19 protein-coding genes and 1 tRNA gene are annotated in these 25,909 nt (G+C 60.3%); 11 read left to right on the top strand and 9 right to left on the bottom strand.

The window, feature by feature from the left end:
* The first annotated feature begins 3 nt into the window (after window positions 1–3).
* The 5 genes from KGB03_RS01085 (at window position 4) to phaR (ending at window position 5,874) form a co-directional block, all read left to right on the top strand.
* Window positions 4–333 carry a DUF485 domain-containing protein gene (locus KGB03_RS01085; RefSeq protein ID WP_111449932.1) on the top strand — a complete coding sequence of 110 codons (330 nt, stop codon included), beginning with the start codon at window positions 4–6 and terminating at the stop codon, window positions 331–333.
* On the top strand, window positions 330–2,000 hold the full coding sequence (locus tag KGB03_RS01080) for a cation acetate symporter (protein WP_223525933.1): 1,671 nt from the start codon (window positions 330–332) through the stop codon (window positions 1,998–2,000). The genes KGB03_RS01085 and KGB03_RS01080 overlap by 4 nt, the downstream gene beginning before the upstream one ends.
* A gap of 65 nt (window positions 2,001–2,065) precedes the next feature.
* Window positions 2,066–3,838: an acyl-CoA dehydrogenase C-terminal domain-containing protein gene (locus tag KGB03_RS01075; protein ID WP_223525931.1), complete on the top strand. Its 1,773-nt coding sequence runs from the start codon at window positions 2,066–2,068 to the stop codon at window positions 3,836–3,838.
* Between the two features lie 129 nt (window positions 3,839–3,967).
* Window positions 3,968–5,236 (top strand): OprD family porin, encoded by a 1,269-nt coding sequence (locus KGB03_RS01070; protein WP_223525929.1) that lies wholly within the window; start codon window positions 3,968–3,970, stop codon window positions 5,234–5,236.
* 89 nt (window positions 5,237–5,325) lie between these two features.
* Entirely contained in the window at window positions 5,326–5,874 is a 549-nt protein-coding gene (gene phaR, locus KGB03_RS01065) for a polyhydroxyalkanoate synthesis repressor PhaR (RefSeq protein ID WP_192408535.1), read from the top strand.
* A gap of 35 nt (window positions 5,875–5,909) precedes the next feature.
* Here phaR and phaP read toward each other — a convergent pair whose 3' ends face one another.
* Complete coding sequence (gene phaP / locus KGB03_RS01060; protein ID WP_223525920.1) at window positions 5,910–6,479, bottom strand: TIGR01841 family phasin; 570 nt, start codon at window positions 6,477–6,479, stop codon at window positions 5,910–5,912.
* Window positions 6,480–6,734: 255 nt separating this feature from the next.
* Between phaP and KGB03_RS01055 the strand changes: the two genes are divergently transcribed.
* A complete protein-coding gene (locus tag KGB03_RS01055) occupies window positions 6,735–9,272 on the top strand; it encodes a DUF3141 domain-containing protein (protein WP_223525919.1) in 2,538 nt (845 codons plus the stop codon).
* 25 nt (window positions 9,273–9,297) lie between these two features.
* Here KGB03_RS01055 and KGB03_RS01050 read toward each other — a convergent pair whose 3' ends face one another.
* Window positions 9,298–10,335 carry an AraC family transcriptional regulator gene (locus KGB03_RS01050; protein ID WP_218535364.1) on the bottom strand — a complete coding sequence of 346 codons (1,038 nt, stop codon included), beginning with the start codon at window positions 10,333–10,335 and terminating at the stop codon, window positions 9,298–9,300.
* Between the two features lie 342 nt (window positions 10,336–10,677).
* On the opposite strand from KGB03_RS01050, the gene phbB reads away from it, so the two are divergent.
* From phbB to KGB03_RS01025, 5 genes are all read left to right on the top strand, one after another.
* Window positions 10,678–11,424 carry an acetoacetyl-CoA reductase gene (phbB, locus tag KGB03_RS01045; RefSeq protein WP_111449940.1) on the top strand — a complete coding sequence of 249 codons (747 nt, stop codon included), beginning with the start codon at window positions 10,678–10,680 and terminating at the stop codon, window positions 11,422–11,424.
* Between the two features lie 57 nt (window positions 11,425–11,481).
* Window positions 11,482–12,660: an acetyl-CoA C-acetyltransferase gene (locus tag KGB03_RS01040; RefSeq protein ID WP_223525917.1), complete on the top strand. Its 1,179-nt coding sequence runs from the start codon at window positions 11,482–11,484 to the stop codon at window positions 12,658–12,660.
* Window positions 12,661–12,758: 98 nt separating this feature from the next.
* Window positions 12,759–14,462, top strand: coding sequence for a class I poly(R)-hydroxyalkanoic acid synthase (phaC, locus tag KGB03_RS01035; protein ID WP_223525916.1), 1,704 nt, complete (start codon window positions 12,759–12,761; stop codon window positions 14,460–14,462).
* Between the two features lie 144 nt (window positions 14,463–14,606).
* Complete coding sequence (locus KGB03_RS01030; RefSeq protein WP_008146861.1) at window positions 14,607–15,260, top strand: hydrolase; 654 nt, start codon at window positions 14,607–14,609, stop codon at window positions 15,258–15,260.
* Window positions 15,261–15,323: 63 nt separating this feature from the next.
* Complete coding sequence (locus tag KGB03_RS01025) at window positions 15,324–16,664, top strand: OprD family porin (RefSeq protein ID WP_223525915.1); 1,341 nt, start codon at window positions 15,324–15,326, stop codon at window positions 16,662–16,664.
* Between the two features lie 9 nt (window positions 16,665–16,673).
* On the opposite strand, the gene KGB03_RS01020 is transcribed toward KGB03_RS01025, so the two are convergent.
* The 7 genes from KGB03_RS01020 to fdnG form a co-directional block, all read right to left on the bottom strand.
* Window positions 16,674–16,769 (bottom strand) — tRNA-Sec (locus tag KGB03_RS01020).
* 6 nt (window positions 16,770–16,775) lie between these two features.
* Entirely contained in the window at window positions 16,776–18,683 is a 1,908-nt protein-coding gene (selB, locus tag KGB03_RS01015) for a selenocysteine-specific translation elongation factor (protein ID WP_223525914.1), read from the bottom strand.
* Window positions 18,680–20,104, bottom strand: a complete 1,425-nt coding sequence (gene selA, locus KGB03_RS01010) for an L-seryl-tRNA(Sec) selenium transferase (RefSeq protein WP_223525913.1) — start codon at window positions 20,102–20,104, stop codon at window positions 18,680–18,682. Before selA ends, selB begins: the two co-directional genes overlap by 4 nt.
* 76 nt (window positions 20,105–20,180) lie before the next feature.
* Window positions 20,181–21,107 (bottom strand): formate dehydrogenase accessory protein FdhE, encoded by a 927-nt coding sequence (gene fdhE, locus KGB03_RS01005; RefSeq protein WP_111449946.1) that lies wholly within the window; start codon window positions 21,105–21,107, stop codon window positions 20,181–20,183.
* A gap of 4 nt (window positions 21,108–21,111) precedes the next feature.
* Window positions 21,112–21,765: a formate dehydrogenase subunit gamma gene (locus KGB03_RS01000; protein ID WP_111449947.1), complete on the bottom strand. Its 654-nt coding sequence runs from the start codon at window positions 21,763–21,765 to the stop codon at window positions 21,112–21,114.
* Window positions 21,762–22,697 carry a formate dehydrogenase subunit beta gene (gene fdxH / locus KGB03_RS00995; protein ID WP_223525912.1) on the bottom strand — a complete coding sequence of 312 codons (936 nt, stop codon included), beginning with the start codon at window positions 22,695–22,697 and terminating at the stop codon, window positions 21,762–21,764. Before fdxH ends, KGB03_RS01000 begins: the two co-directional genes overlap by 4 nt.
* A complete protein-coding gene (gene fdnG / locus KGB03_RS00990; protein ID WP_223525911.1) occupies window positions 22,698–25,763 on the bottom strand; it encodes a formate dehydrogenase-N subunit alpha in 3,066 nt (1,021 codons plus the stop codon). It abuts the gene before it with no gap.
* Window positions 25,764–25,909: the final 146 nt, after the last annotated feature.

Raw genomic sequence — 25,909 nt, 5'->3', positions numbered from 1 at the left:
CCCATGATCGACATCCATTCAACCGATACCCAACGCTGTGAGCGCATTCGGGCCAACCCGAAATTCCTACAATTGGTGAGCAGCCGTTCGCGCTTGGCCTGGTCGCTGAGTGCTGCGGTACTGGGTACTTACTACGCGTTCATGCTGGTGGTGGCGTTTGCTCCGCAGTGGCTGCATGCGCCGCTCGCCGAACATCGGATGTTGACCCTGGGCATGCCGGTCGGCGCGGCGATCATCATTTTTTCCTGGCTACTGACCGGTTGGTACGTCTACAGCGCCAACACGCGTTTCGATGCACTGGGCGCCGCCATTCTCGAGGAGAGCAAGTCATGAACCTGCTGCGTAAACTTCTTCTCGCCGCTGCCGGGCTGTTGCCGGCCTCCGTTGTACTGGCTGCGCCCGCGCTGGGTGTGGTGGAAAAACAACCGCTGAACCTGCATGCGATCGGCATGTTCTTCGTCTTCGTGCTGGGCACGTTGGCCATCACCTGGTGGGCCGCGCGGCAAACCAAATCCACGTCGGACTTCTACACCGCGGGCGGTGGCATCACCGGGTTCCAGAACGGTCTGGCGATTGCCGGTGACTACATGTCCGCCGCCACGCTGCTGGGGTTGTCCAGCCTGGTGTTCGCCAAGGGCTACGACGGCTTCATCTATACCATCGGCTTCTTCGTCGGCTGGCCGATCATCACCTTCCTGATGGCTGAGCGCTTGCGCAACCTGGGGCGCTACACCTTTGCCGACATCGTGTCTTATCGACTGGACCAGAACAAAGTGCGGATCTTCGCTGCGTTTGGTTCGCTAACGGTGGTGTGTTGCTACCTGATCGTGCAGATGGTCGGTGCCGGTCAGTTGATCAAGTTGCTGTTCGGTCTCGACTACCCGGTAGCCGTGGTGATCGTCGGCGCGCTGATGTTGGTGTATGTGATCTTCGGCGGCATGATCGCCACCACCTGGGTACAGATCATCAAGGCTGTGTTGCTGCTGGCTGGCGGCACGACCCTGGCGTTCATGGCCATGTCGCAATTCGGCTTCAGCTACGAAACCCTGGCCACCAAAGCCGTCGAAGCCCATGCCAGTGGTTGGAACATCATGGGCCCCGGTTCAATGCTCGCCGACCCGATCAACACCGCCTCGATGTCGCTGGGCCTGGTGTTCGGGATTGCTGGTCTGCCGCACATCCTGATGCGTTTCTTCACCGTGCCTAACGCCAAGGAAGCGCGTAAGTCGGTGTTCTACGCCACAGGCTTCATCGGTTTCTTCTTCCTGGTTGTCTGCACCCTGGGCTTTGCCGCGATGGTGATCATCGGCACCGACCCGCAGTACTACGTTAATGGTGAAGTCGGCGGCGCCTTGATTGGCGGTGGCAACATGGTCGCCATGCACCTGGCCAAAGCGGTCGGTGGCAACCTTTTCTTCGGTTTCCTCTCGGCGGTAGCCTTCGCCACCATTCTGGCGGTGGTCTCCGGGCTGGCCCTGGCCGGGGCTTCGGCGATTTCCCATGACCTCTACGCCACGGTGTTCAAAAAAGGCAAAGCCAGCCAGAAACAGGAAATGCGCGTAACCCGCATGGCCACTGTCGGCCTGGGCATCATCGCGATTCTGCTGGGCATTCTGTTCGAGAAGATGAACGTCGCGTTCCTGGTGGGCCTGACCTTCGGCATCGCCGCGTCGACCAACTTCCCGGTGCTGATCATGGCCATGTACTGGAAAGGCTTGACCACCAAAGGCGCAATCATCGGCGGTTTCGCCGGCCTGATCTGCGCGTTGGTGCTGGTGATCCTCTCGCCAGCGGTCTGGGTCACCGTGCTCGGCCATGCTCACGCGATCTACCCGTACGACCACCCGGCGCTGTTCTCCATGCCGCTGGCGTTCTTGGTGATCATCGTGGTGTCGAAACTCGACCGCAGCGTGCGGGCCGACAAGGAACGTGACGCTTACGCCGACCAGTTCGTTCGTGCCCAGACGGGCCTCGGTGCCGCCAGCGCTTCCGCTCATTGATCTGAAAGGGCACGGCCTGCTCCAGCGGCGCCGTGCCCATCGCACAACCTTTTGAGGTTCACGTTATGCCCGAATTCAACGCCCCGCTGCGCGACATGCGCTTTGTCTTGCATGATGTGTTCGACGCCCCGGCCCTGTGGGCACGCTTGCCGGCCCTGGCCGACAGTGTCGACGCCGCCACCGCTGACGCCATTCTTGAGGAGGCGGCCAAAGTCACCTCGCACCTGATTGCGCCATTGAACCGTAGCGGCGACGAAGAAGGCGCCCAGTGGGTCGATGGCCAGGTCAGCACGCCAATCGGTTTCAAACAGGCTTATGCCACCTACATCGAAGGCGGCTGGGTGGGGCTTTCCGGTAACGCCGATTTCGGTGGCATGGGCATGCCGAAGATGCTCGCCGTGCAGTTCGAAGAAATGCTCTACGGCGCCAACTCAAGCTTTGCTTTGTATTCGGCGTTGAGTTCCGGTGCCTGCCTGGCGCTGGATGCCCACGCCAGCGACACCCTGAAAAACCTCTACCTGCCGCCGATGTACGAAGGCCGCTGGGCCGGTTCCATGTGCCTGACCGAGGCCCACGCCGGCACTGACCTGGGGATTATCCGCACCCGCGCCGAACCTCAAGCCGACGGCAGCTTCAGCATCACCGGCAGCAAGATTTTCATTACCGGTGGCGATCAGGACCTGACCGAAAACATTGTCCATCTGGTGCTGGCCAAGCTGCCGGACGCACCGGCAGGGCCGAAAGGCATCTCACTGTTCGTCGTGCCCAAAGTGCTGGTCAATGCCGACGGTTCCCTCGGCGCTGCCAACGCCGTGAGTTGCGGCTCCATCGAACACAAGATGGGCATCAAGGCCTCGGCCACCTGTGTGATGAACTTCGACGGCGCCAGCGGCTGGCTGGTCGGCGAAGCCAACAAAGGCTTGGCGGCGATGTTCACCATGATGAACTACGAACGCCTGTCCATCGGCATTCAGGGCATTGGCTGCGCCGAAGCGTCCTATCAGAGCGCCGTGGCTTACGCCCGTGAACGGGTTCAGAGCCGCGCGCCGACCGGTGCCATTGCCCCGGACAAAGTGGCCGACCCGATCATCGTCCACCCCGATGTGCGCCGCATGCTGCTGAGCATGAAAGCCATGACCGAAGGCGGCCGTGCGTTCGCCAGTTATGTCGGCCAGCAACTCGATCTGGCGAAGTTTTCCGATGACGTCCAGGAACGGGACAACGCGCAAACCCTGGTCGCGCTGCTGACGCCGGTGGCCAAGGCATTCTTCACCGACACTGGCCTCGAAAGCTGCATCAACGGCCAGCAAGTGTTCGGTGGCCATGGCTACATCCGCGAATGGGGCCAGGAACAATTGGTCCGTGACGTGCGCATCGCGCAGATCTACGAAGGCACCAATGGCATTCAGGCCCTGGACCTGCTCGGGCGGAAAGTGCTCGCCGACAAGGGCTTCGCGCTGCGCCAGTTCACCGCTCAGATCCGTCATTTCGCCCTTCAGCCTGACGCGCCCTACTCCACTCAACTGTTCGATGCCGTGCAGCGTCTGGAAGACCTGAGCGACTGGCTGCAGGATCAGGCCGCGACCAATCGCAACGAAGTCGGCGCCGCATCGGTGGAGTATTTGCACCTGTTCGGTTACGTCGCCTACGCCTGGCTTTGGGCACGTATGGCGCAGGTCGCCAAGCAAAAGCTGCACGACGACGAAGGGTTTTATGGCGCGAAAATCGCCACCGCCGACTTCTATATCCACCGCCTGCTGCCGCGCATTTTGAGTCTGGAGCAATCCATTCGCGCGGGCAGTGCCTCGTTGTTTGGCCTGAGCGCCGAACAGTTCTAACGATTGAACCGCACGCGGCGCCGCGCTCCTATCTTTTTGGCGTTCGCGTTTTTTTATTGATAAGCCCTCGCCCACCTGGCGAGGGCCGCGGGACCTGTCTTTCCATAATAAAAACAAAGGGGCTTCACCATGGACCGCAATACCCGCACCCTCGCTACCCGACTGTTGCTGGCCGGCGGCGTCATCAGCCTCTCGGCCCCCGCCGCTGCTGACTTTGTCAAAGACAGCAAGGCCAGCCTTGAGCTGCGCAACTTCTATTTCAACCGTGATTATCGCCAGGACAACGCCGCCCAATCCAAACAAGAGGAATGGGCCCAGGGTTTCCTGCTGCGCTATGAATCGGGCTTCACCGAAGGGGTGATTGGTGTCGGCTTCGATGCCATCGGCCTGCTCGGCGTCAAGCTCGATTCCAGCCCGGATCGCGCAGGCTCCGGCCTGCTCAAACGCCACCGCGACACGAGCAAAGGTGCGCAGGACGAGTACGGCGAACTGGGCCTGACCGCCAAAGTGCGTGCCTCCAAAAGCACGCTGAAACTCGGCACGCTGCTGCCGAAACTACCGACGGTACTGGCCAACGATTCACGGCTGTTGCCACAAACCTTCAAGGGCGGCCAGTTGACCTCGCTGGAACTCGAAGGCCTGACCGTGGATGCCGGGCGACTGACGCAGGTCAATCAGCGCGACTCCTCGGATTACGAGGACATGGGCATCACCCGAACCGGCGCCAAGGGCATCACCACACGTCATCTCGACAGCGACAGCTTCGATTTCGCCAGCCTGAACTACAAATGGACCAGCAACCTCGCCACCGGCTACAGCTACGGTCACCTCGACAATTTCTACAGCCAGCACCTGGTCAACCTGACCTACGTGTTGCCGGTGACGACGGGGCAGTCGCTGAAAACGGACCTGCGCTTCGCCCGCTCCACGGACGATGGCGGCAGCAATGTCGATAACAACGCCATCGGCGCGATGTTCACCTACAACCTCGGCGGGCATGCGTTGGGCCTGGGTTATCAAGGCATGAGCGGCGACACCGGCTACGCCTACGTCAACGGCACCGATGCCTTTTTGGTGAACTTCGTGCAAATCGGCGACTTCGCCAGCAAGGATGAAAAATCCTGGCAGGCGCGCTACGACTACAACTTTGCGGCCATTGGCGTTCCGGGCCTGACCTTCATGACCCGCTACCTCACCGGCGACAACATCGATCTGGGCGGCAACCGCCCGGAAGGCAAGGAATGGGAACGGGATACCGACATTGGTTATGTCGTGCAGAGCGGGCCGTTGAAGAATGTCGGGCTGAAGTGGCGCAACGCGACGGTGCGCTCGACCAACTTCGGCAGCGACCTGGATGAAAACCGGTTGATCGTCAGTTACACCTTGCCGATCTGGTAAGCACCCTTCCCCCAGATCGTTCCCACGCGTGGGAACGATCAGCTCTCGATACACCCGCCAACCCGCAGCAGTGGCCAGAGTAGGTTAAGATGCCTGCAAACCAGGCCCGCCGCGAGACGCCCCGCATGACTGATACCACCCCCCGCCTGATCAAGAAGTACCCCAATCGCCGACTGTATGACACCCACACCAGCAGTCATTTGACGCTGGCGGACATACGCCAGTTGGTGGTCGACAAAGTTGCCTTTCAGGTGGTCGATGCCAAGAGCGGCGAGGACCTGACCCGCAGCATCCTGCTGCAAGTGATTCTGGAAGCTGAAAGCGGCGGTGAGCCCATCTTCACTACCGAAATGCTGATGGGGATTATCCAGTTCTACGGCCCTTATCAAGGCGTACTCGGTAGCTATCTGGACAAGAGCATTCAGACCGTGATCGACATCCAGTCCCAGACCGGCGCGCAATCGTCCGAGGCCTGGAGCGACTTCATGCATCAACAGGCCCCGGTGATGCAGGACCTGATGCGCCAATATGTCGACCAGTCGAAGGCGCTGTACCTGAACACCCAGAACCTGTTCGGCATGTTCGGCGGCAAGCCGGATACCAAAAACGGGCCGAAAAAAAATGGCGATGGGGAATAAACCCATCGCCATTGTTGCCGCTGATCTAATGCGACTTACTTATTACCGCTGGTAGCCTTGGCGCTTGCTTCTGGAGCAGCTTTGGTGGCCGCGGCAGTCGCTGCTTCGAAATTACTTTGAGCGGCTTCGGAAGCCTGTTTCACGGCTTTCTGTGCGCTTTCAAATGCAGTGCTGGCATTTGCCAGACCCGACTTGAACGCTGCCACAACAGGCTCGGAGCCGGCCGGTGCATTCTTGCTGATGGTTTCAACGAACTCTTGCACCTGTTGGGTGCCCGCTTCGACCTGGCTCGAAGTCAATTTGGCGATGTCCGACTGAGTACCGACGATCAGGGCTTGAACCTGACGATTGAATTCGGCCAGGCGTTCGGTCTGCGCGCTCGGCTGGGTGAAAGAAGCCTGCAGCTCGGCGAAACCTTGTGGATCACGCACGGCCAGCAGCTTGCGAACGCCTTCGAAGTGCTCTTCGGTGGAGTCGCGCAGTGCCTTGAACTGCAACTGGCTGAGCTGTTCAACGCTGGCGAAGACTTTGCCGCTGATTTGCTGCAAAAGGTCGAGGTTGGCTTTCTGAGCGGTTTGCAGTTTTTCCGAATTGAAAAAAGACATGCTTGAATCTCCTGGTACTGGAAGGCCCTGATGGACCAGAGGACGCGATAGCGATCCGGCCAGTCATCGCGTTAGCCTTGATATTGCAGTGCACAAAACCATTTGGCAACGTGTATTTTTGTGCGGTGCAAAATAAACTTTGCTAAAGCCCTCCTTGTTAGCTGTAAACTCCTGCTCATCGAACGGCCAGGCTAGCCCTCTTTAACTAAAGGGGTCTGATGGGCCGGTTCCCATGCACAGCGTCAGGAGATCACGATGGGTCAGGAATTAAATATTGCGCTGCAAGATGAAGAGTTCTCCGAACCCGCCGGCTTGTTCGAACACCTGAATCATCTGCAACGCCTCAATACCCGCAACGTCCTCGACGCCGTGCAGAAGCGCCAGGCAAAAACCTTCGCGCCTTTAAACCTTGGACAACTCCGACAGCCAACGCCTGCTGACTGGCAGGAATACTTCACGGACCTCGGCCAACGTAGTGTGTTGTTCTGGGACACCTTGCGTCAGCGCGGCGACAACACCCTGGCCCACGAACGCGCCGGGTATCCACTGCTGCTCAAGTTCAATCATGAAACACTGGTCGCCGGTGAAGACCTGCCCCGCCCGGTCAACTATTCGTTGTTGCAAATCCTCGGCGGCCCCGGTCAGCGGATCGACAGCAAAAAACAGCCGGTGATCATCATCGATCCCCGCGGCGGTCACGGCTCGGGCATCGGCGGGTTCAAACAGGATTCGGTCATCGGCGAAAGCCTGAGAGCCGGCCACCCCACCTACTTCATCTCCTTCAGTCACGCGCCCCGCCCAGGGCAAACCCTTGCTGATATCACAGACGCCCAAGCGCGGTTCATTGAAGTCGTCAGCGCCCGGCATCCAGACAGCGCCAAACCAGTCGTCATTGGTAACTGCCAGGCGGGCTGGGCGTTAATGGGCCTCGCGGCTACCCGTCCGGAGCTGCCGGGGTTGATCATCGTCAATGGTGCGCCGTTGTCGTACTGGGCCGGCGTCAACGGCCGCAATCCAATGCGCTACACCGGTGGTTTGCTGGGCGGTGGCTGGATGGCACGCCTGGGAAGCGATCTGGGCAATGACCGTTTCGACGGCACCTGGCTGGTGAGCAATTTCGAAAACCTGGACCCGGCCAACACCTTTTGGGGCAAGTACTACCACCTGTTCAGCGAAGTCGACAGCGAGGCGGCACGCTTTCTGGACTTCGAACGCTGGTGGGGCAGCCCGACCTTGCTCAATGGCGAAGAGATCGAGATGATTGTCGACGACCTGTTCATCGGCAATCGGCTGTCCGGTGGCCTTGGCCGCAAGAGCAGCGGGCTTGACCTCAAGCTGATCGAAGTGCCGGTGGTGGTGTTCTGCTCGTATGGCGACAACATCACCTCCCCACAGCAGGCACTGGACTGGATCACCGACGTCTATCCCAGCGATCTCGCGTTGCAAAATGCCGGACGCACCATCGTTTACCTACGACATGCGAGCATCGGTCATTTGGGCATCTTCGTGTCCGGTGACGTGGCGCGGCGTGAACACCGTGAATTGCTCGGTGCGGTTGATGCGATCAATGCACTGTCAGCCGGGCTGTATGAAATGCTGATCGAAGACCTGCCGGAGAATTCGGCGACGCCGTATGCCGTGCGTTTCGAACGCCGGCGTATCGCCGACATCCATGGCCAGGTGCAGCCGCCCCGCGATGACGATCGCGAATTTGCGCTGGTCCAGCGCGTGTCCGCTATCAACAACAGTGTGTACGACGAATGCATACGCCCGTGGTTGCGCCAGTTGATCAACGAACCGAGCGCCGAAATGCTGCGCCGGACGCACCCTTTCCATCAGCAGCAAGTGGCCTGGAGCAGTTTGAACCCGGCGCTTTGGTGGCTGGCAGGCAGTGCCGCCCAAGTGAGCAAGGATCGTCACCCCGCCAGCCAGAACAACCCGTTGCTGGTCTGGCAGGAACTGTTTTCCAACCAGATGCAGGATGCCTTGAACGGCTATCGCGACCTGCGTGATGCGGCTCAGGAAATGTGTTTCTACGGCGTGTATGGCGTGCTCAACAGCCTCGCTGGCAATGCCCCCGGACGAAATCTGCAGGAACATGCCGAGCAGCACGACAAGGTTTTGATCGAGCGCTTGCAGGATGCCCTGCCCCTCGGCGGCCTGATGGAAGCCTTGATACGGATCCTGTTCCTGCTGGGCCGCGACAGCGACGAGCCGGGCAAGGAAAGTGTCGAAAAATTGATCCTGCAACTGCAGGCGCTGCTCCAGGACTACAGTGCCGAGCCGCTTGATTTGCGCGAAACCCTGCGCCTGCAAAAACTGCTGGTCGCCACCCATCCGCAAGAAAGCCTGCACAGCCTGCCCTTGATGCTTGCAGAGGTCGAAGAACGCCAGCAAGTGTTGGCGGCTGTCGCCAATTTGTTGCCGGAACTGCTGATCAGCGGCGCAGACAACCTCTTCTGGCGGGAACTGCACACGCTGCTCGACGTGCCGCTGCCAGGTTTCAGCCTGACCCAACCACCCGGTGAAGCCGATGCCATCGAAGGGAAAGTCCCGGCGGTAACCCCTGAGCCGATCAAGCAGATCACCCCGGTGGAAATCCCCAAGCCAATCAAGCAGAAAACCCCTGTGGTCATCCCTGAGCCCGTTAAGCAGGAAGCCCCAGCGCTAATCCCCGAGCCAATCAAGCAGAAAATACCCGCAGTGACCCCAGCCCCCATCGCCAAGGTTGCCAGTCCTGTGCGCAAACCTGCCAAGGGCAAGAAAGGCGTGAAAAAACCTCCGGTGAAATAACGTTGAACGTTGACGGGAGGCTGCGTCAGACCGACGCGGCCTCCTTGATTTCAAACGATTCATCGGCCCGATACTGACCGGGTGTCATGCCAAACCAGCGGCTACAGGCTTTGTTGAAACTGCTGTGATCATGAAAACCAAGGAGATACGCGACATGCTTCATGTTGAAGTGAGAATGGCGCAGGTAGAAATCGGCCAATTGCCGGCGCACCGCGTTCTGCACGTCCTTGAATTGCGTCCCTTCCTTTTCCAGCGCGCGTTGCAACGTCCGCTTGCTGATGTTCAATGCCGCTGCGATCGACTCCATGTCGCATTGCCCCTGGCCCTGACTCAAGCGCTCGGTAATCAATGCGCGAATTCTGCTGACAATGCAAAAACCAAACAGCAGGTCCAGTTGAGCCTCGGCAAAACTGTCATGCAGCACCGCCAACGCTTCATTGGCCATGCTCAACGGACGCATCAGTTCCTCACTGTCAAACAAAATGCTGTCGTAAGGCGCGTCGAAATGCAGGTCGCAGCCAAACAACCGACGATGCTCGGTGGTGTCTTCAGGTTCGGGATAGGTGAATCCCACGCTCAAGGGTTGCGGTGCGTTGCCGCCCGCCAGCTTACGGCAGAAACCCAGCAATGAAGCCAGCGCTGCATCGGTGTATTGGCGAGGTTTGATCGAGCCTTTTTGTTGATGATCAAGGCCGGAAAGTCGGTAATTCTGCTGTTCCGATGTAAAGAAAAGGCTGAACCCGGTACCAATCAACGGACTGAAACGGACCAGTCGTTCAAGGGCGTTTTTCAGATTCAGGCTGGACATCATGGTGTAGCCGACGATCTGAAAGCTGCCGGGGTGGAAACTTCCATAGGCCTTCAAGCCAATGTCTGGATCCCCCGAGGCCTGAGCGGCCAGATCCCATAGTCGATAGATAGCCCTTCGCTCGCAAAACGCTCCTGGTTTGTTCGCGAGTTTCATGTCTAGTTCAGCCTCCTGGCACAGACTGGCAACATCCAGTCCCTGAGCCAAGAGCGTATTTACCAGCACGCTGGCATAGCCTGAACTCATTCTATACATGGCGTCCTCAATGACCTGTGGAACCGAACATCCTGTCCGGGGCCGTGACTGATCTGCGATGAATCAAATACTAATAGGTGGTTCAGTTGCCAATATTGATCCCAGTATAGGTACTCCTCACTTTTAGCCACTATTTCAGACCACTCGTCACCTTGCAGCAGCTGCCGAGCCCGCGAGGCTGTAGTGAGAGGATTGTGGAGAGGCGACGACAGAAAGTTCAGTTTCGCCTCGGACATGGCACCGTTGGACACCAGACCGTCACCTCTCAACACTTCCGCACGTCCTGCCAATACCGAACAATCCCCCATCTTGCCGCGCAAAATACAAAAAGGAAGAGAGCATATGAAGTCGCTTGGTCGTATTGCGTTGGTCACGGGTGGTATGGGTGGAATTGGCACTGCGATAAGCCAACGCCTGTACAAGGAAGGATTCAAGGTCATCGTGGGCTGCAGCTCCGATTCCGCCCGCAAGAAAGAATGGATGGCGAGCCAACAGGAGGCGGGTTATCAATTCGAATGCATCTATGGCGACATCACCGATTGGGAATCAACACGCAACGCGTTCGAGATGGCGCGTGAGCAATTCGGCCCGATCGATGTCCTGGTCAATAACGCCGGGATCACCCGTGATGCGTCCTTTCGCAAGCTGACGCCCGAAGACTGGAACGCGGTCATCGGCACCAACCTGAGTGGCCTGTTCAACACCACCAAACAGGTGATTGAAGGGATGCTGGCCAAGAAGTGGGGACGGGTCATCAACATCTCCTCGATCAACGGTCAGCGTGGTCAGTTCGGTCAGACCAACTACAGCGCGGCCAAGGCCGGTATCCATGGCTTCACCATGGCGCTGGCCCGGGAAGTGTCCGGCAAGGGCGTGACCGTCAACACCGTTTCCCCAGGCTACATCCAGACCAGCATGACGGCGGCCATTCGCCCGGACATTCTCGAGACCATGATCGCGGCCACACCGGTCGGGCGTCTCGGTCAACCTGAAGAAATCGCCTCCATCGTGGCCTGGCTGGCTTCCGATGAATCGGCCTACAGCACCGGGGCCGACTTCTCGGTCAACGGCGGCATGAACATGCAGTAGACCTGTCAGGGCATGGATGCCCTGCTTTCGCTCGACAACATCTTAATGAGGTCACGCATGAACGAAGTCGTAATCGTTGCCGCTACTCGTACCGCCATTGGCAGTTTTCAAGGTGCCTTGTCCGCGATTCCAGCCACCGAGCTGGGCGCAGCGGTCATTCGCCGTTTGCTGGAAGAGACCGGTCTGGACGGCTCGCAGATCGATGAAGTGATCCTCGGCCAGGTACTCACCGCAGGCTCGGGGCAAAACCCCGCACGTCAGACGGCGATCAAGGCCGGCCTGCCCCATACCACCCCTGCCCTGACCCTGAACAAGGTCTGCGGCTCGGGCCTCAAGGCGGTCCAGCTGGCGGTCCAGGCCATCCGTTGCGGCGACGCCGAACTCATCATTGCCGGCGGTCAGGAAAACATGAGCCTGGCGCCGTATGTTCTGCCCAAGGCCCGCACCGGTTTGCGTCTGGGTCATGCGCAACTGCAAGACAGCGTGATTCAGGACGGTTTGTGGGACGCCTTCAACGATTACCACATGGGCATCACTGCCGAGAACCTGGCGAAGAAATACGAACTGAGTCGCGAAGACCAGGACGCTTTCGCCGCGGCCTCGCAGCAGAAAGCCTCTGCCGCCATCGAAGCGGGTTACTTCAAGCGTGAAATCACCCCGATCCTGATCCCTCAGCGCAAGGGTGAGCCGCTGGTCTTTGACACCGATGAACAGCCGCGTCCGGGCAGCACGCTGAAGGCGCTGGGCAACCTCAAACCCGCGTTCCAGAAAGACGGCAGCGTGACCGCCGGGAACTCGTCGACTCTCAACGACGGTGCCGCCGTACTGTTGCTGGCCAGCGCCGCCAAGGCCCAGGCCCTCGGTTTGCCGGTTCTGGCACGCATCAAGGCTTACGCCAGCGCTGGCGTCGACCCGTCGATCATGGGCATCGGCCCGGTACCGGCCACCCGCTTGGCATTGACCAAAGCCGGCTGGAGCCTGGACGACCTCGACCTGATCGAAGCCAATGAAGCGTTCGCTGCGCAATCACTGGCCGTCGGCAAGGAACTGGGTTGGGACACCAGCAAAGTCAACGTCAACGGTGGCGCGATTGCCCTGGGTCATCCGATCGGCGCATCGGGCGCGCGGATTCTGGTGTCGCTGTTGCACGAACTGATTCGTCGCGACGGCAAAAAAGGCCTGGCCACGTTGTGCATCGGTGGCGGCCAGGGCGTCAGCCTGGTCATCGAGCGCTAGAAGAAACACAGGACTGCTTGCTTGACTGCTAACGCGGCGCCGAAGTCCGGCGCCGCGGTTTTTTTCTGCCTGGTTTACTGATGTGGGCAAGGAGTTCCATGGACAATAACGCGCATACCTTCAACACCTTCTGGTCAGGCCAGGTTCCGTTCATTGCCTCCTTTGCAGTGCAACAACTACGTCTCTGGGTCAGCACCAACCCGTGGTTTACCGGCCAGGACTACAACGAGTGGTTTGACCTGCCGCGCGGCACCCTGGACAGCCTTCAATCGGAGTACCAACAGCAATGGGGCGAACTCGGCCAGCAACTGCTGACCGGTCAGCCATTCAGCTTCGACGATCGACGTTTTGCCAGCGGCAACTGGAGCCAGCCCCTGTTCGGCTCCCTCGCCGCCTTTTATCTGCTCAACGCAGGGTTTCTGTTGAAGCTGCTGGACACGTTAGCGATCCCGGACAAAAAGCCGCGCCAGCGCCTGCTCTATCTGGTGGAACAGGCCATCGCGGCCGGCGCGCCCAGCAACTTTCTGGCCAGTAATCCCGATGCGCTGCAACGGGTCGTCGACACCCAGGGCAGCAGCCTCCTCACCGGCCTGTTGCACCTGGCCAGCGACCTGCAAGAAGGCAAGATGCGCCAGTGCGACGCCGGCGCCTTCAAAGTCGGTGTCGATCTCGCCAACACCCCCGGCGAAGTGGTGTTCGAGAACGAACTCTTCCAGCTGATTCAGTATTACCCGCAAAGCGAAACCCAGTACCGGCGCCCGGTGTTTGTCGTGCCGCCGTCCATCAACAAGTACTACATTCTCGACTTGCGCCCGGACAACTCGATGGTTGCCCATCTGTTGAAACAAGGGCATCCGGTGTTTCTGATGTCGTGGCGTAACTTCGACCAGGAGCACGCTGGCACCACTTGGGATGACCTGATCGAAACCGGCATCCTCAAAGGCCTGCAAGTGACCCGCGAGATCAGCGGCGAGCAGCGGCCCAATTGCGTCGGCTTCTGCATCGGCGGCACCTTGTTGAGTTCGGCGCTGGCGGTCCTGGCGGCGCGCGGCGACCGCGAGATTGGCAGCGTGAGCCTTTTGACCACCTTCCTCGACTACCTCGATACCGGCCCCATCGACATTTTCGTCGACGAACAACTGGTGGCCTACCGCGAGCGCACCATCGGCGGCCAGGATGGCCCCATCGGCCTGTTCAAGGGCGAGGACATGGGCAATACCTTCTCGCTGCTGCGTCCCAACGACTTGTGGTGGAACTACAACGTCGACAAATACCTCAAGGGCCAGAAACCAATCCCCCTTGACCTGCTGTTCTGGAACAACGACAGCACCAACCTCCCGGGACCGATGTACTGCTGGTATTTGCGCCACACCTATCTGCAGAACGATCTGAAATCCGGTGAGCTGGACTGTTGCGGGGTCAAGCTGGACCTGCGCGCCATCGATGCTCCGGCGTACATCCTCGCCACCCATGACGATCACATCGTGCCGTGGAGAAGCGCTTACGCCAGCACCGAGTTGCTCTCCGGGACCAAGCGTTTTGTACTGGGCGCATCAGGGCATATCGCCGGGGTGATCAACCCGCCGGCCAAGGAAAAACGCCACTACTGGACCAACAACCGGGTCACCAAAAACCCGGAAACCTGGTTCAAGAACGCTCAGCAACATTCCGGTAGCTGGTGGAATGACTGGTTCGTCTGGCTGGCTGAACAGTCTGGCGAACGCCAGCCCTCGGTACTGCATACCGGTAACGCGCAATACCCGGCGATTGAGTCGGCGCCTGGGCGTTATGTGATGCAGTGACAGACAGCCCCGCGCCTTGACCGACAGCGCGCGGGGCCGTCCTTCAGCATCCTCGCAAAAAAACCAAACACAGCACATCGGTTCAATATTCCCGCCTGAATCTACGCAACCATGGCCTCCTCACTCACCCGTAAGGACATCGCCATGGCCCTCGCAAAAGCTGTTCCCGGCAAAACCCTGCTGACCCCGTCCGACCACACCCTGATCATGATCGATCACCAGTCGCAGATGTCCTTTGCGACCAAGTCAATTGACGCCGTCACCCTGCGCAACAACGCTGCACTTGTGGCCAAGGCCGCGCGGGGCTTCAAGGTCTCGACCATCCTGACCACCGTCGCCGAGAAGAGCTTCTCCGGGCCGATCTTCGACGAAATCAAGTCAGTGTTCCCGGAACACAACGTCATCGACCGTACCAGCATGAACACCTGGGAAGACGAGCGCATTGCCGTCGAAGTCAACGCGTTCGGCAAACAGAAAATCGTCCTCGCCGGTCTGTGGACCTCGGTGTGCATCGTGGGCCCGGCACTGTCGGCCATCGACCAGGGTTTCGAGGTTTACGTGATTGCCGATGCCTGTGGCGACGTCAGCACCGAAGCCCATGAAATGGCGATGCAGCGCATGATCCAGATCGGTGCCCGCCCAATGACCTCGCTGCAATACCTGCTTGAACTCCAGCGCGACTGGGCACGTACCGAAACCTATGACGAAACGGTGAAAACCTCGATTGCGAACGGAGGCTCCTACGGTCTTGGCCTGATCTACGCCAAAACCATGTTCGGTGCCTCGGAAGGCCATTAAGCGCCGTCTAAAAACAAGCGACTCCAGACATTCTGGAGTCGCTGTCCTCGTGATGAATAAGCCATGAAGCTTTGCGCGCAAGAACTGAAACTCGCGTTGCCGTTCTGGGTGTCGGTGCTGTTCGCGGGCTCGGCCGGGGCGGCTCTGGCTGATGAATCGACGCAACCCTCCCAGGGCTTTCTGGACGGTGCATCGTTGTCGGTGCTCAGTCGAAATTTCTACCTCAACAGTGACTATCGGTCACCGTCACCCGCGGACAAAAACTATAAACAGGAGTGGGCTCAAGGATTTATCGGCGCTTTTGAATCCGGATTCACGCCCGGTACATTTGGATTTGGCCTGGATGCCCATGGGTTTCTGGGGCTCAAGCTCGATGGCGGCAAGGGCCATTCCGGGACTGGACTGCTGCCCGTGGATGCTGATGGCCGCAGTGAAGACAACTACTCCAGCGGCGGCGCGGCATTGAAAATCAAGGCCTCCCGAACCACAGTGGCCTTCGGTGAAATGATGGTGGAAACCCCGGTGTTCGACACCGCAGACAAACGCCTGCAACCGGAGTACGCCACGGGTTTTTTGCTCAACAGCCGTGAAATCGACGGTATGAATCTGCAGGCCGGTCACTTCACCGCGTTCAAGAACCAGGACAGTTCTTCGAGCAAAGACGACTTTTACGGCTACGGCGCCAACACCGAGGCCGGTGGCATCTCGTTTCTCGGCGCTGACCTGTTCACCCAGAGTCCCGTCGGCGGCGCGCTCTACGCTTCCGAGCTGACCGACACCTGGCACCAGTACTACGCCAACCTGCACCTGAAACAATCCGGCATGTTCCTCGATGCCAATGTCTATCACACGCAGGACACCGGCCAGGCGTTGGCCGGCGCCATCGACAACACGGCATTCAGCCTGTCGGGCAAATACACTCACGATGCCCACGGGTTCACGCTGGCTTATCAAAAAATCAATGGCGACACGCCCTTCGATTTCGTCGGTGGCGACTCCATCTACCTCGCCAACTCGATCAAGTACGCGGACTTCAACGGCGCGCATGAACGTTCCTGGCAAGCACGCTATGACCTTGACCTGGGCCCCTACGGGATTCCCGGGCTGAACTTCATGACCCGTTATGTGAAAGGCAGCCAGATCGACGGCACCCATGCGCCCAAAGGTGGAGCCTACAACCCGTTCGACGAGACGCTCGGTGAGTACGTTCCTCAACAAGGGGACGGCGGACGGCATTGGGAGCGGGACATAGACCTGCGTTACATCGTGCAATCAGGATCGGCGAAGGGCTTGTCCCTGCAACTGTCCCATGTGTCGCACCGGGCCAACAGCGCACAGGCCGGCGACGATATCGACAGGATCTACGTGGTTATCCAGTACCCGCTGAGCTTCGGGCATCTCTGATGGGGAAAATGGCGGAAGGCAGCCGGAGTCGAACCTGCCCGGGAACGGATGCCGTCCCCAACCGGGTTTGAAGCCCGGCCGCGCCACCGGGCGCGATTGCCTTCCTTGAAATCAGTGGTCGGTGCGTTGGGCCAAGGCATTGTCGAGGCGGATATGGCGCTTGTCGCCAAACCGTCGCGTCAGGCCGATCCGGTCGAAGTATTCGAGAATCTGGATGCTGCGCTTGCGACCCAGGCCCACCGCATCACGAAACGCCGTGACCTGAATCACCGGGTTTTGCGCCGCCAGTTGCACAAGCATAGCCGCCAATCGGCGGATCATCGTGTCGGTGTAGAACAGGTCACGGACGACTTGATGCACCAATCCCAACCTCGCCATTTTGCACAGCAGCAAGCGCACGGCCGCCTCGTCATGGCCAAGGTCGCGCACCCACGGCGGATCAAAACCTGCCTGTTCGAACAATGGCTGCAAGTGTTGCCACAAGGCGTCGTCGTCTTCGCTCAAACGCACCTGATGATCGGGCAAATGCAACCAAGGCCCGCTGGCGGCAATGGCCGCGCTGGCGAGTAATTCGTCGAGCAGGCTGATGAACGTCGCACGCTCCAGCGCGGTGCCGCTGAACCGCCGCAGGCGATCCCGGTCCGGGCCCATTTGATCCGGTTCCAGTTGATGAAAACGTGCGAGGTGTTCCAGCAACAATGCTTTCAGTGCTTCCCAGCGGGCCGCACTGAACAGCAACGGGCCTTGGCGGGTGTCGATCAGGCGCACGTCATCGGGCAAAACCCAGGTGTTGCGGGGGCGATTGAACTGACGCTCAAGACGCTGCGGGTCGAGCCCGGTGTCGCTGTTGGCCAATAATGCCGGCAGGACCTCCTCCAACTGATTACCTGGGGCGAGGGCGTATAACTGCGCCAACCGTTCGGGGCTGCGGCGTTGTCGGGTCGGTGCAAACGGGTCGAGCACCCGCGCGCCGCCGAGGGTGCGTTGGGCGCTCTGGTCCCGCAGGATCAAGGGATCGCCCTTCACGGCCTGCACCGGGGCATTCAACAGCAGTTGCGCGAACATCCGCTCACCCGGCAAAAGGCGGGTGCCTTCCAGCAACGCCACCCGGCCAGTCACGTCCTGAGTCCCCACGTGAACATGCACAAGCTGAAAGTGCTCGAAGGCTTTGGGTTCGCTGGCCAACAATTGCAGGTCGATATCCACTCGCTGGGTTGGCGCGTACAGCCACTCGGACGACAGCCACTGACCGCGATGGATCTGCTCCAGGGCCAAGCGTTCGGCACTCAGGTTCAACGCTACTCGCTGTCCGGCCATTGCGATCTCGGCAGCCTGGCTCTGCGCATGCAGGCCGCGCGCGCGAACGGGTTTGCCCAGCGGGCCGAGCATCAGCGTATCGCCCACGGCCACCACGCCAGACAACGCAGTGCCGGTCACCACGATACCGACGCCAGCCACGCTGAAGGCTCGGTCAATCGCCAGGCGAAAACCGCCGCTGGTGCTGCGTTGAAGGACTTCACGTTGCGCCGCGAGCAAGGCCTGTCGCAGCGTCTCGACGCCCTCCCCGGTCACACTCGACAGCGCAATCTGCGGCACGTTGGCATAGGGTCCCGGGGCCAGCAATGTCTGGATCTGTTCGCGGACGGCGTGCACTCTGGACGGTTCGACGCGGTCGCATTTGCTGATCGCCACCAGCGCTCGAGGGATACCCAGCAGTTCAACGATGGCCAGGTGTTCGCGAGTCTGCGGCATGACACCATCGTCGGCCGCGACCACCAGCAACACCAGATCAATGCCCTGAGCCCCCGCCAGCATGTTGTGGGTGAAGCGCTCATGACCGGGCACGTCGATAAAACCGGTCAGGGGCGCGTGGGGTTCCAGCGCCGCGTAGAGGTAGCCGAGGTCGATGGTCATGCCGCGTTCACGTTCTTCCCGACGCCGGTCGCCGAGCAGGCCGGTCAGTGCCTGGAGCAAGGCCGTCTTGCCGTGGTCGATGTGCCCGGCGGTGCCGACGATCACGCTACGGTTCCTGCCATTTGATCGAGTTGCGCCAGCCACGCCGGTTCATCGTCCAGTTGCCGCAGGTCCAGCCACAACGCATCGTCATCAATGCGCCCCAGCACCGGAATCGGCAACGCACGCAGGACCGCTTCCAGACCCTGCAGCTGCCGCCCGCGAAGACGTTTGGATACGTGCGGTCGCAGGCATAACGCGGCACTCGGCAATCGCGCCACCGGTTGGCTGCCGCTGCCGATCATGCCCAGCGCCGGTACTGCGCTGACGCTCCAGCCGTCGCCCAAGGCTTTGGCCAGCGAGGGTTGCAGGCGTTCAGCCTGGGCGAGGATGTCCGCCTGGGGTCGGGTCAGCAGGCGCAAACTCGGCAACCGTTCGGCCAGTCGATCAGGGTCGCGGTACAGGCCCAACACCGCTTCGAGGGCGGCCAGGGTCAGTTTGTCGACCCGCAAGGCGCGTTTGAGTGGATTTTTCTTGATCTTCGCGATCAGGTCTTTGCGGCCGACAATCAACCCGGCCTGGGGGCCACCCAGCAGTTTGTCGCCACTGAAGGTGACGATGTCGGCGCCATCGATCAGTGCCTGGCGCACCGTCGGTTCGGCGGGCAAGCCCCAGCGCGTCAGGTCCAGCAGGCTGCCGCTGCCGAGGTCTTCAAGCAATGGCAAGCCGTGTTGATGCGCGAGTTGCGCCAACTCGGCGGTCGGCACTCGCGCGGTGAAGCCTTCGATGTTGTAGTTGCTCGCATGGACGCGCATCACCAAACCGCTACGGGGGCCGATGGCCGCCTCGTAATCCCGTGCATGGGTGCGATTGGTGGTGCCGACTTCGTGGAGCCTGACCCCAGCCCTGGCCATGATGTCGGGAATGCGGAAGGCGCCACCGATTTCGATCAGTTCGCCTCGGGAAATGATGCCTTCCTTACGCGCGCCCAGGCTGTTGAGCGCCAGCAACACCGCAGCGGCGTTGTTGTTGACCACCGTCACCGCCTCGGCGCCGGTCAGCTCGCGGATCAGGCCTTCGATCAGGTCATCTCGGTCGCCGCGCTTGCCGCTGTGCAGGTCAAATTCCAGGTTAAGCGGATAACGGGCCGCCCTCTGCAGCGCTTCGATGGCTTCCTCCGGCAACAACGCTCGCCCCAGATTGGTGTGCAGCACCGTGCCGGTAAGATTGAACACCCGGCGCACGTTGCTGCGATGCTGACTGGCCAAGCGTTCTCCCGCCCTGCCCGCTAATGCTTCAGGCGCGATTTCAATGGCGTCGAGTTGCCCGAAAAGGACCGGCTCACGCAAGTCATCGAGCAATTGGCGCAGGCTGGCCAGCAGCGCATCACGCCCGTAACGTTCGGCCAATGGCTGACAGGCGGGATGACGCAGCAAACTGTCGATAGAAGGCAGCCGCAGGGTTGAGCTGGCGGATCTGGAAGACATCAGGCGCTCCCGCAAACGTTGACCGTCGCGCCTGAGTGTAGTCGCTGAGCCCGGAGGGATAGCTTAAAGGGCTCGCTCAGTCACCTCCCGGTGCCAGCAACAGATTAGGCGCCGGACGCTGGTAGCCTTCCTGCTCCAGGCGCATGTCCAGTAGCAGGCTGGTCAGGTCCGTCGACAGCGCTTCGGCCTCGGCGTCGTTTTCCAGGTAAAGCAGTTTCAGGTAGCTGCGACAGCCCGGACAGACCTCCGCGCGCAACGGGGCCTGGTTGGCGGCGTGGCGGTCGTCATCGAGGCTGACGTATTCAAGGCCTTTGCTTTGTTCGCAATACACGCATTTGACCCGCACCACATGCCATTCGCAGGCACACAGCGAGCACACCAGGTACCGCAAGCCGTTGTATTTGCCGCGATGACGAATCACCCCGGCCATGGCCGGCGAACCGCAGGCCGGGCATTGACTGAGACTGTCACCGGGCTTCAACGCAAGGTCCGGCGTGCTCAGCAACCAATGACTCCAGGCCACCTGCAACGCGGCGCCGAGAAACGGCACCACGGCGGCGGGCAGCAAGGCGAACTGGCCGCTGACCAGCGCAATCGCCCAGGCCTTGCGTTGCCCGACGTTGGCGCTGCGCAAGGTCGCCACGGCTTTTTCCACGGCCGGTTGCGGCGGTGGCTGGTAACGCTGCAATAGCGCTTCGAGGTAAGGCAGCCAATGGTCTTCGCGTACCAGACTGTCGGCGGCGAACGGCGGCAAGCCGTGTTGCTGGCACATTCGCCTACGTTCGGGATCGGGCATGGCGGCTGCGGGCGGATCATCCATCAGTCCCTGCTGCACGTGGCACAGACCGGTCACCAACCGCAGGTAATCGGCCATTGGATGGCCGTCAACCAGACGTTCCAGGCGCAAGGCGCGCAAGGTGAACAGGTTGTTCGGTGGCAGGTGCAGAAACGGCGGCGAACTCGCCGCCGCTTCGATCTCGCCAGGCTCAAGAATCGTCGCCAAGGGGTTATCCTTTTTTGCTGATTGGCCGGTCGGGGTGCTCGTCGCGGGTCACTTCGCGGTACCAGAGTTCATGGTGTTTCCTCGCCCAGGCGCGGCTGACCCAGCCATGCGTCATGGCGCTGACCGAACCCTTGATCCAGATGCCAGCGTAGATGTGAACGATGATGCTCAGCACCAGGATCAAACCCGCCAACGCATGCAGCAGCATGGCCCAACGAATGCTGGTGATGCCGAAGTACTCGCTGAAATACGCGCGCCAGATCACCAAGCCGCTGAACAACAGCACCAGCATGCAAATCAGCAAGGTCCAGAACAGCAGCTTCTGCCCAGGGTTGTACTTGCCGATGGGCGGCACGCCCTCTTCCTCGTTCTTGATTACCCGCCCGACGCGTCGCAGCCACAAGCGGTCATTGCTGATAAAGAAGTTCGCCCGGAAGAATTGAATCACCAATCCCAGAAACAGGACGAACATCACCACGCCCATGAACGGATGCAGAACGCGCGTCCACGGCCCACCGCCAAACAGATTGCTCAGCCAGAACAGTGCCGGATGGAACAACGCCAGCCCCGACAGCGCCGCCATGAAGAAGAAAATCGCCACCAGCCAGTGATTGGTGCGCTGGTTCGAGGTGTAGCGCAGGATCTGTCTGCGGATCATGGTCTGTCCTCCCCGCGCGGATCAAAGGTGTGTACTGACGGATCGACTTCATGCACCGCAGGATCAACGGTGGTCGGCAGTTCATCCTCCTCGACCAACTGCGGCCCGACCCGCACGTAGTGGAAGAACCCGGCCAGCACGGCCAAACCCATAGCCAGTAAGCCCAACGGTTTACTCACGCCTTTCCACAACTCCACCAGCGGACTGATGGTCGGAGCGCTCGGCAGGCCGGCATACAACTTCGGCGTGTCGGCGTGGTGCAGCACGTACATCACGTGGGTGCCGCCGACACCTTCGGGGTCATACAAGCCAGCGTTGTCGAAGCCACGGCTCTTGAGGTCGACGATACGTTCGGCAGCGTGTTCTTTCATGTCTTCCTTGCTGCCGAAAACGATGGCACCGGTCGGGCAGGTTTTCACGCAGGCCGGCTCCAGCCCCACCGCCACCCGGTCCGAGCACAATGTGCATTTGTAGGCCTTGTGATCCTTTTGCGAGATTCGCGGGATATTGAACGGGCAACCGGTGATGCAATAACCGCAGCCGATGCAATGGTCCTGGTCGAAATCGACAATGCCATTGGCGTGCTTAATGATCGCCCCCGGACTCGGGCACGCCGCCAGGCAACCGGGCTCGGCGCAGTGCATGCAGCCGTCCTTGCGAATCAGCCACTCAAGATTGCCGGCGTCGGTTTCATGCTCGGTGAAGCGCATCAAGGTCCAGGTTTCTGCGCTCAGGTCCTGCGGGTTGTCGTAGGTGCCGAGGTTGTGGCCGACATCGTCGCGCAGCTCGTTCCATTCCGAGCAGGCGACCTGACACGCCTTGCAGCCAATGCACTTGGTGGTGTCGATCAGCTTGGCCACTTCCTCTTGATTGCGTACCGAGGACGGGACGGTCGTGGTGGCCGAACGGGCGATGATGTCTTGGCTGGCCATTTAGACTTTCTCCACGTTGACCAGGAATGACTTGGATTCCGGGGTCTGAGTGTTGCCATCGCCGAGGAACGGCACCAGGGTGTTGGTCAGGTAACCGTGACGGGTGGCGCCAGTGAATCCCCAGTGCAACGGGATACCGATCTGGTGCACCACCTGATTGTTGACCTGCAGCGGACGAATCCGCTTGGTCACCACCGCCACTGCTTCTATGTGCCCGCGCTTGGAACTGACACGGACCCGGTCGCCGGCCACGATGCCTTTCTCCTTGGCCAGCACTTCACCGATTTCGACAAACTGCTCGGGCTGGGTCACGGCATTGATGGGGCAATGCTTGGTCCAGAAGTGGAAGTGTTCGGTCAGCCGGTAACTGGTCGCCGCGTAAGGGAAGTCCTTGGCCTGCCCGAGGGTTTCCCAGACTGAATCGAAGATCCTCCCGGCCGGGTTGCTGGTCGCCTGCTTGTTGTTCGGGTGCATCGGATTGATGCCAATGGGCGTCTCGAACGGCTCATAGTGTTCAGGGAACGGCCCTTCGTTCATCTTGTCGAGGGCGAAGAAACGCGCCACGCCTTCGGGGTTCATGATGAACGGGTTGATGCCCGCTTCCGGTGGGGCATCGACCTTGTAGTCGGGCACGTCGGTGCCTGTCCAGGCCTTGCCGTTCCACCACACCAGCCGTTTGTTCGCGTCCCACGGTTTGCCTTGAGGGTCGCAGGAGGCGCGGTTGTAGAGAATCCGCCGGTTCATCGGCCAGGCCCAGGCCCATCCCAGGTTCTGTTTCATGCCGAAAGGATCGCTGTTGTCGCGCCGGGCCATGTTATTGCCCTGCTCGGTCCAGCTGCCGCAGAAGATCCAGCACCCGGAAGCCGTGCTGCCATCGTCCTTGAGTTGGCCAAAGCCGGACAGCTGCTGACCGGCCTTGACCACCGCACCTGAGGCGTCAGTGACATCGGCGATGGCATAGCCGTTAAATTCCCGGGCCAGCTCTTCCGGTGTCGGGTCATCCGCCGTCTTGTAGGGCCAGTCGAGTTTGAGGATCGGCTCGGCCCAGGCACCGCCGTTGGCCTGGTAACGCTTGCGCAGGCGCAAGAACAGCTCGGCCATGATCTTCACGTCCGTGCGCGCCTGCCCCGGGCCATCGGCGCCCTTCCAGTGCCATTGCAGCCAGCGACCGCTGTTGACCAGTGAACCGTTTTCTTCAGCGAAGCAGGTGGTCGGCAGACGGATGACTTCGGTCTGGATGCTGGCCGTTTCCACATCGTTGTAAGGCCCGACGTTACGCCAGAACTCTGAGGTTTCGGTGGCCAGTGGGTCCATCACCACCAGCCATTTGAGTTTGGCGAGCGCCTTCATCACACGGTTCTTGTCCGGTAATGCGGCGATCGGGTTGAAGCCCTGGCACATGTAGCCATTGACCTCGCCCTTGCCCATCATGTCGAACATTTTCAGGATGTCGTAGCCGGGAATGTCCAGCTTGGGCAGCCAGTCGTAGCCCCAGTTATTCTCAGCAGTGGCGTTGGCGCCGTACCAGGCTTTCATCAGGCTGACGTGAAACTTGCCGTAGTTCTGCCAGTAGGACATCTGCCCGGGACGCAGCGGCTTGAGTGAGCGCTTGGCGATATAGGCGTTGTAATCCTGTTCGGCCTCAGACGGCAGGGTCAGGTAACCGGGTAGCAGGTTGGACAGCAAGCCCAGGTCGGTCAGGCCCTGAATGTTGGAGTGCCCGCGCAGGGCGTTCACGCCCCCGCCCGGCATGCCGACGTTGCCCAGCAGCAGTTGCACCATGGCCGCGCTGCGAATCATCTGCGAGCCGGTCGAATGCTGGGTCCAGCCCAGCGCATAGAGAATCGTCATGGTCTTGCCCGGTTGTGAGCAGGTGGCGATCTCTTCCCAGATTTTTTGCATCGCGTCCGTGGGCATGCCGCAAACCTGACTGGCCAACTCCAGGGTGTAGCGGCTGTAATGCTGCTTCATCAATTGATAGACGCAGTGCGGGTCCTGCAAGGTCGGGTCGACTTTGGCGAAGCCATCCTCACCGATTTCGTAGCCCCAGCCGGACTTGTCGGTGTAGGTGCGTTTGTTCGCGTCGTAACCGCTGAACAACCCGTCCTCGAAACCGTAGCTGGCCTTGACGATGAAAGACACGTCCGTATAGGCGCGCACGTACTCGTGCTGGATCTTGTCTTCAGTCAGCAGGTAATTGATCAGCCCGCCCATGAAGGCGATGTCGGTACCGGTGCGGATCGGCGCGTAATAGTCGGCCACCGAGGCGGTACGGGTGAAACGCGGGTCGACCACAATCAGCCGCGCCTTGTTGTGGGCTTTGGCTTCGGTCACCCATTTGAAACCGCAAGGGTGCGCTTCTGCTGCGTTGCCGCCCATCACCAGAACCAGATTCGCGTTGGCGATATCGGTCCAGTGGTTGGTCATGGCACCACGGCCATACGTCGGGGCAAGACTTGCCACCGTCGGGCCATGTCAGACACGTGCCTGGTTATCGAACCCCAGCATGCCCAGACTGCGAATCACCTTGTGGGTGATGTAACCCGCTTCGTTGGACGACGCCGACGCCGCAAGGAAACCGGTGGTCAGCCAACGATTCACCGTTTTCCCCTGAGCGTTCTTCTCGATGAAGTTGGCGTCACGGTCAGCCTTCATCAGGTCAGCGATGCGATCCAGCGCTTCATCCCAGGAGATTCGCGTCCACTCTGTGGTGCCGGGCTTGCGCACCTGTGGGTACTGAAGACGGTTGGGACTGTGAATGAAGTCGAGCAGACCGGCACCTTTGGGGCACAGGGTGCCGCGGTTGACCGGGTGGTCGGAATCGCCTTCGATGTGGATGATGTTTTGCGCGACGTTCTTGGCCGCATCGCCCTGGCTGTACATGATCACGCCGCAGCCGACCGAGCAGTACGGGCAGGTGTTGCGGGTTTCATGGGTGTGGGCAAGCTTGAAGTGGCGCACCTGCTCGGCGAAGGCAGTCGCGGGGGCCATGCCCAGCGCGCCGAGGCTCGAGCCCGCAAGGCCGATACCAGCGACCTTGAAGAACTGACGACGGTTGAGGTCCATCGTGCACTCCTGTCAGGTGGAAACCCGGTATTTTTGCCGGGTTTTTCTGGACAATCATGGTGGCGGCAGTCTGGCTGCCGACACTTAAAACTGTAGACAATGTTAGAACTGACTGTGTGAAAACCGACCATCGGGCAACACCGCGG

Source organism: Pseudomonas sp. BF-B-26 (assembly GCF_019956495.1).
Lineage (GTDB): Bacteria > Pseudomonadota > Gammaproteobacteria > Pseudomonadales > Pseudomonadaceae > Aquipseudomonas.
Note: the sequence above shows the minus strand (reverse complement) of the source record. Positions and strands in the feature narration are given on the sequence as shown.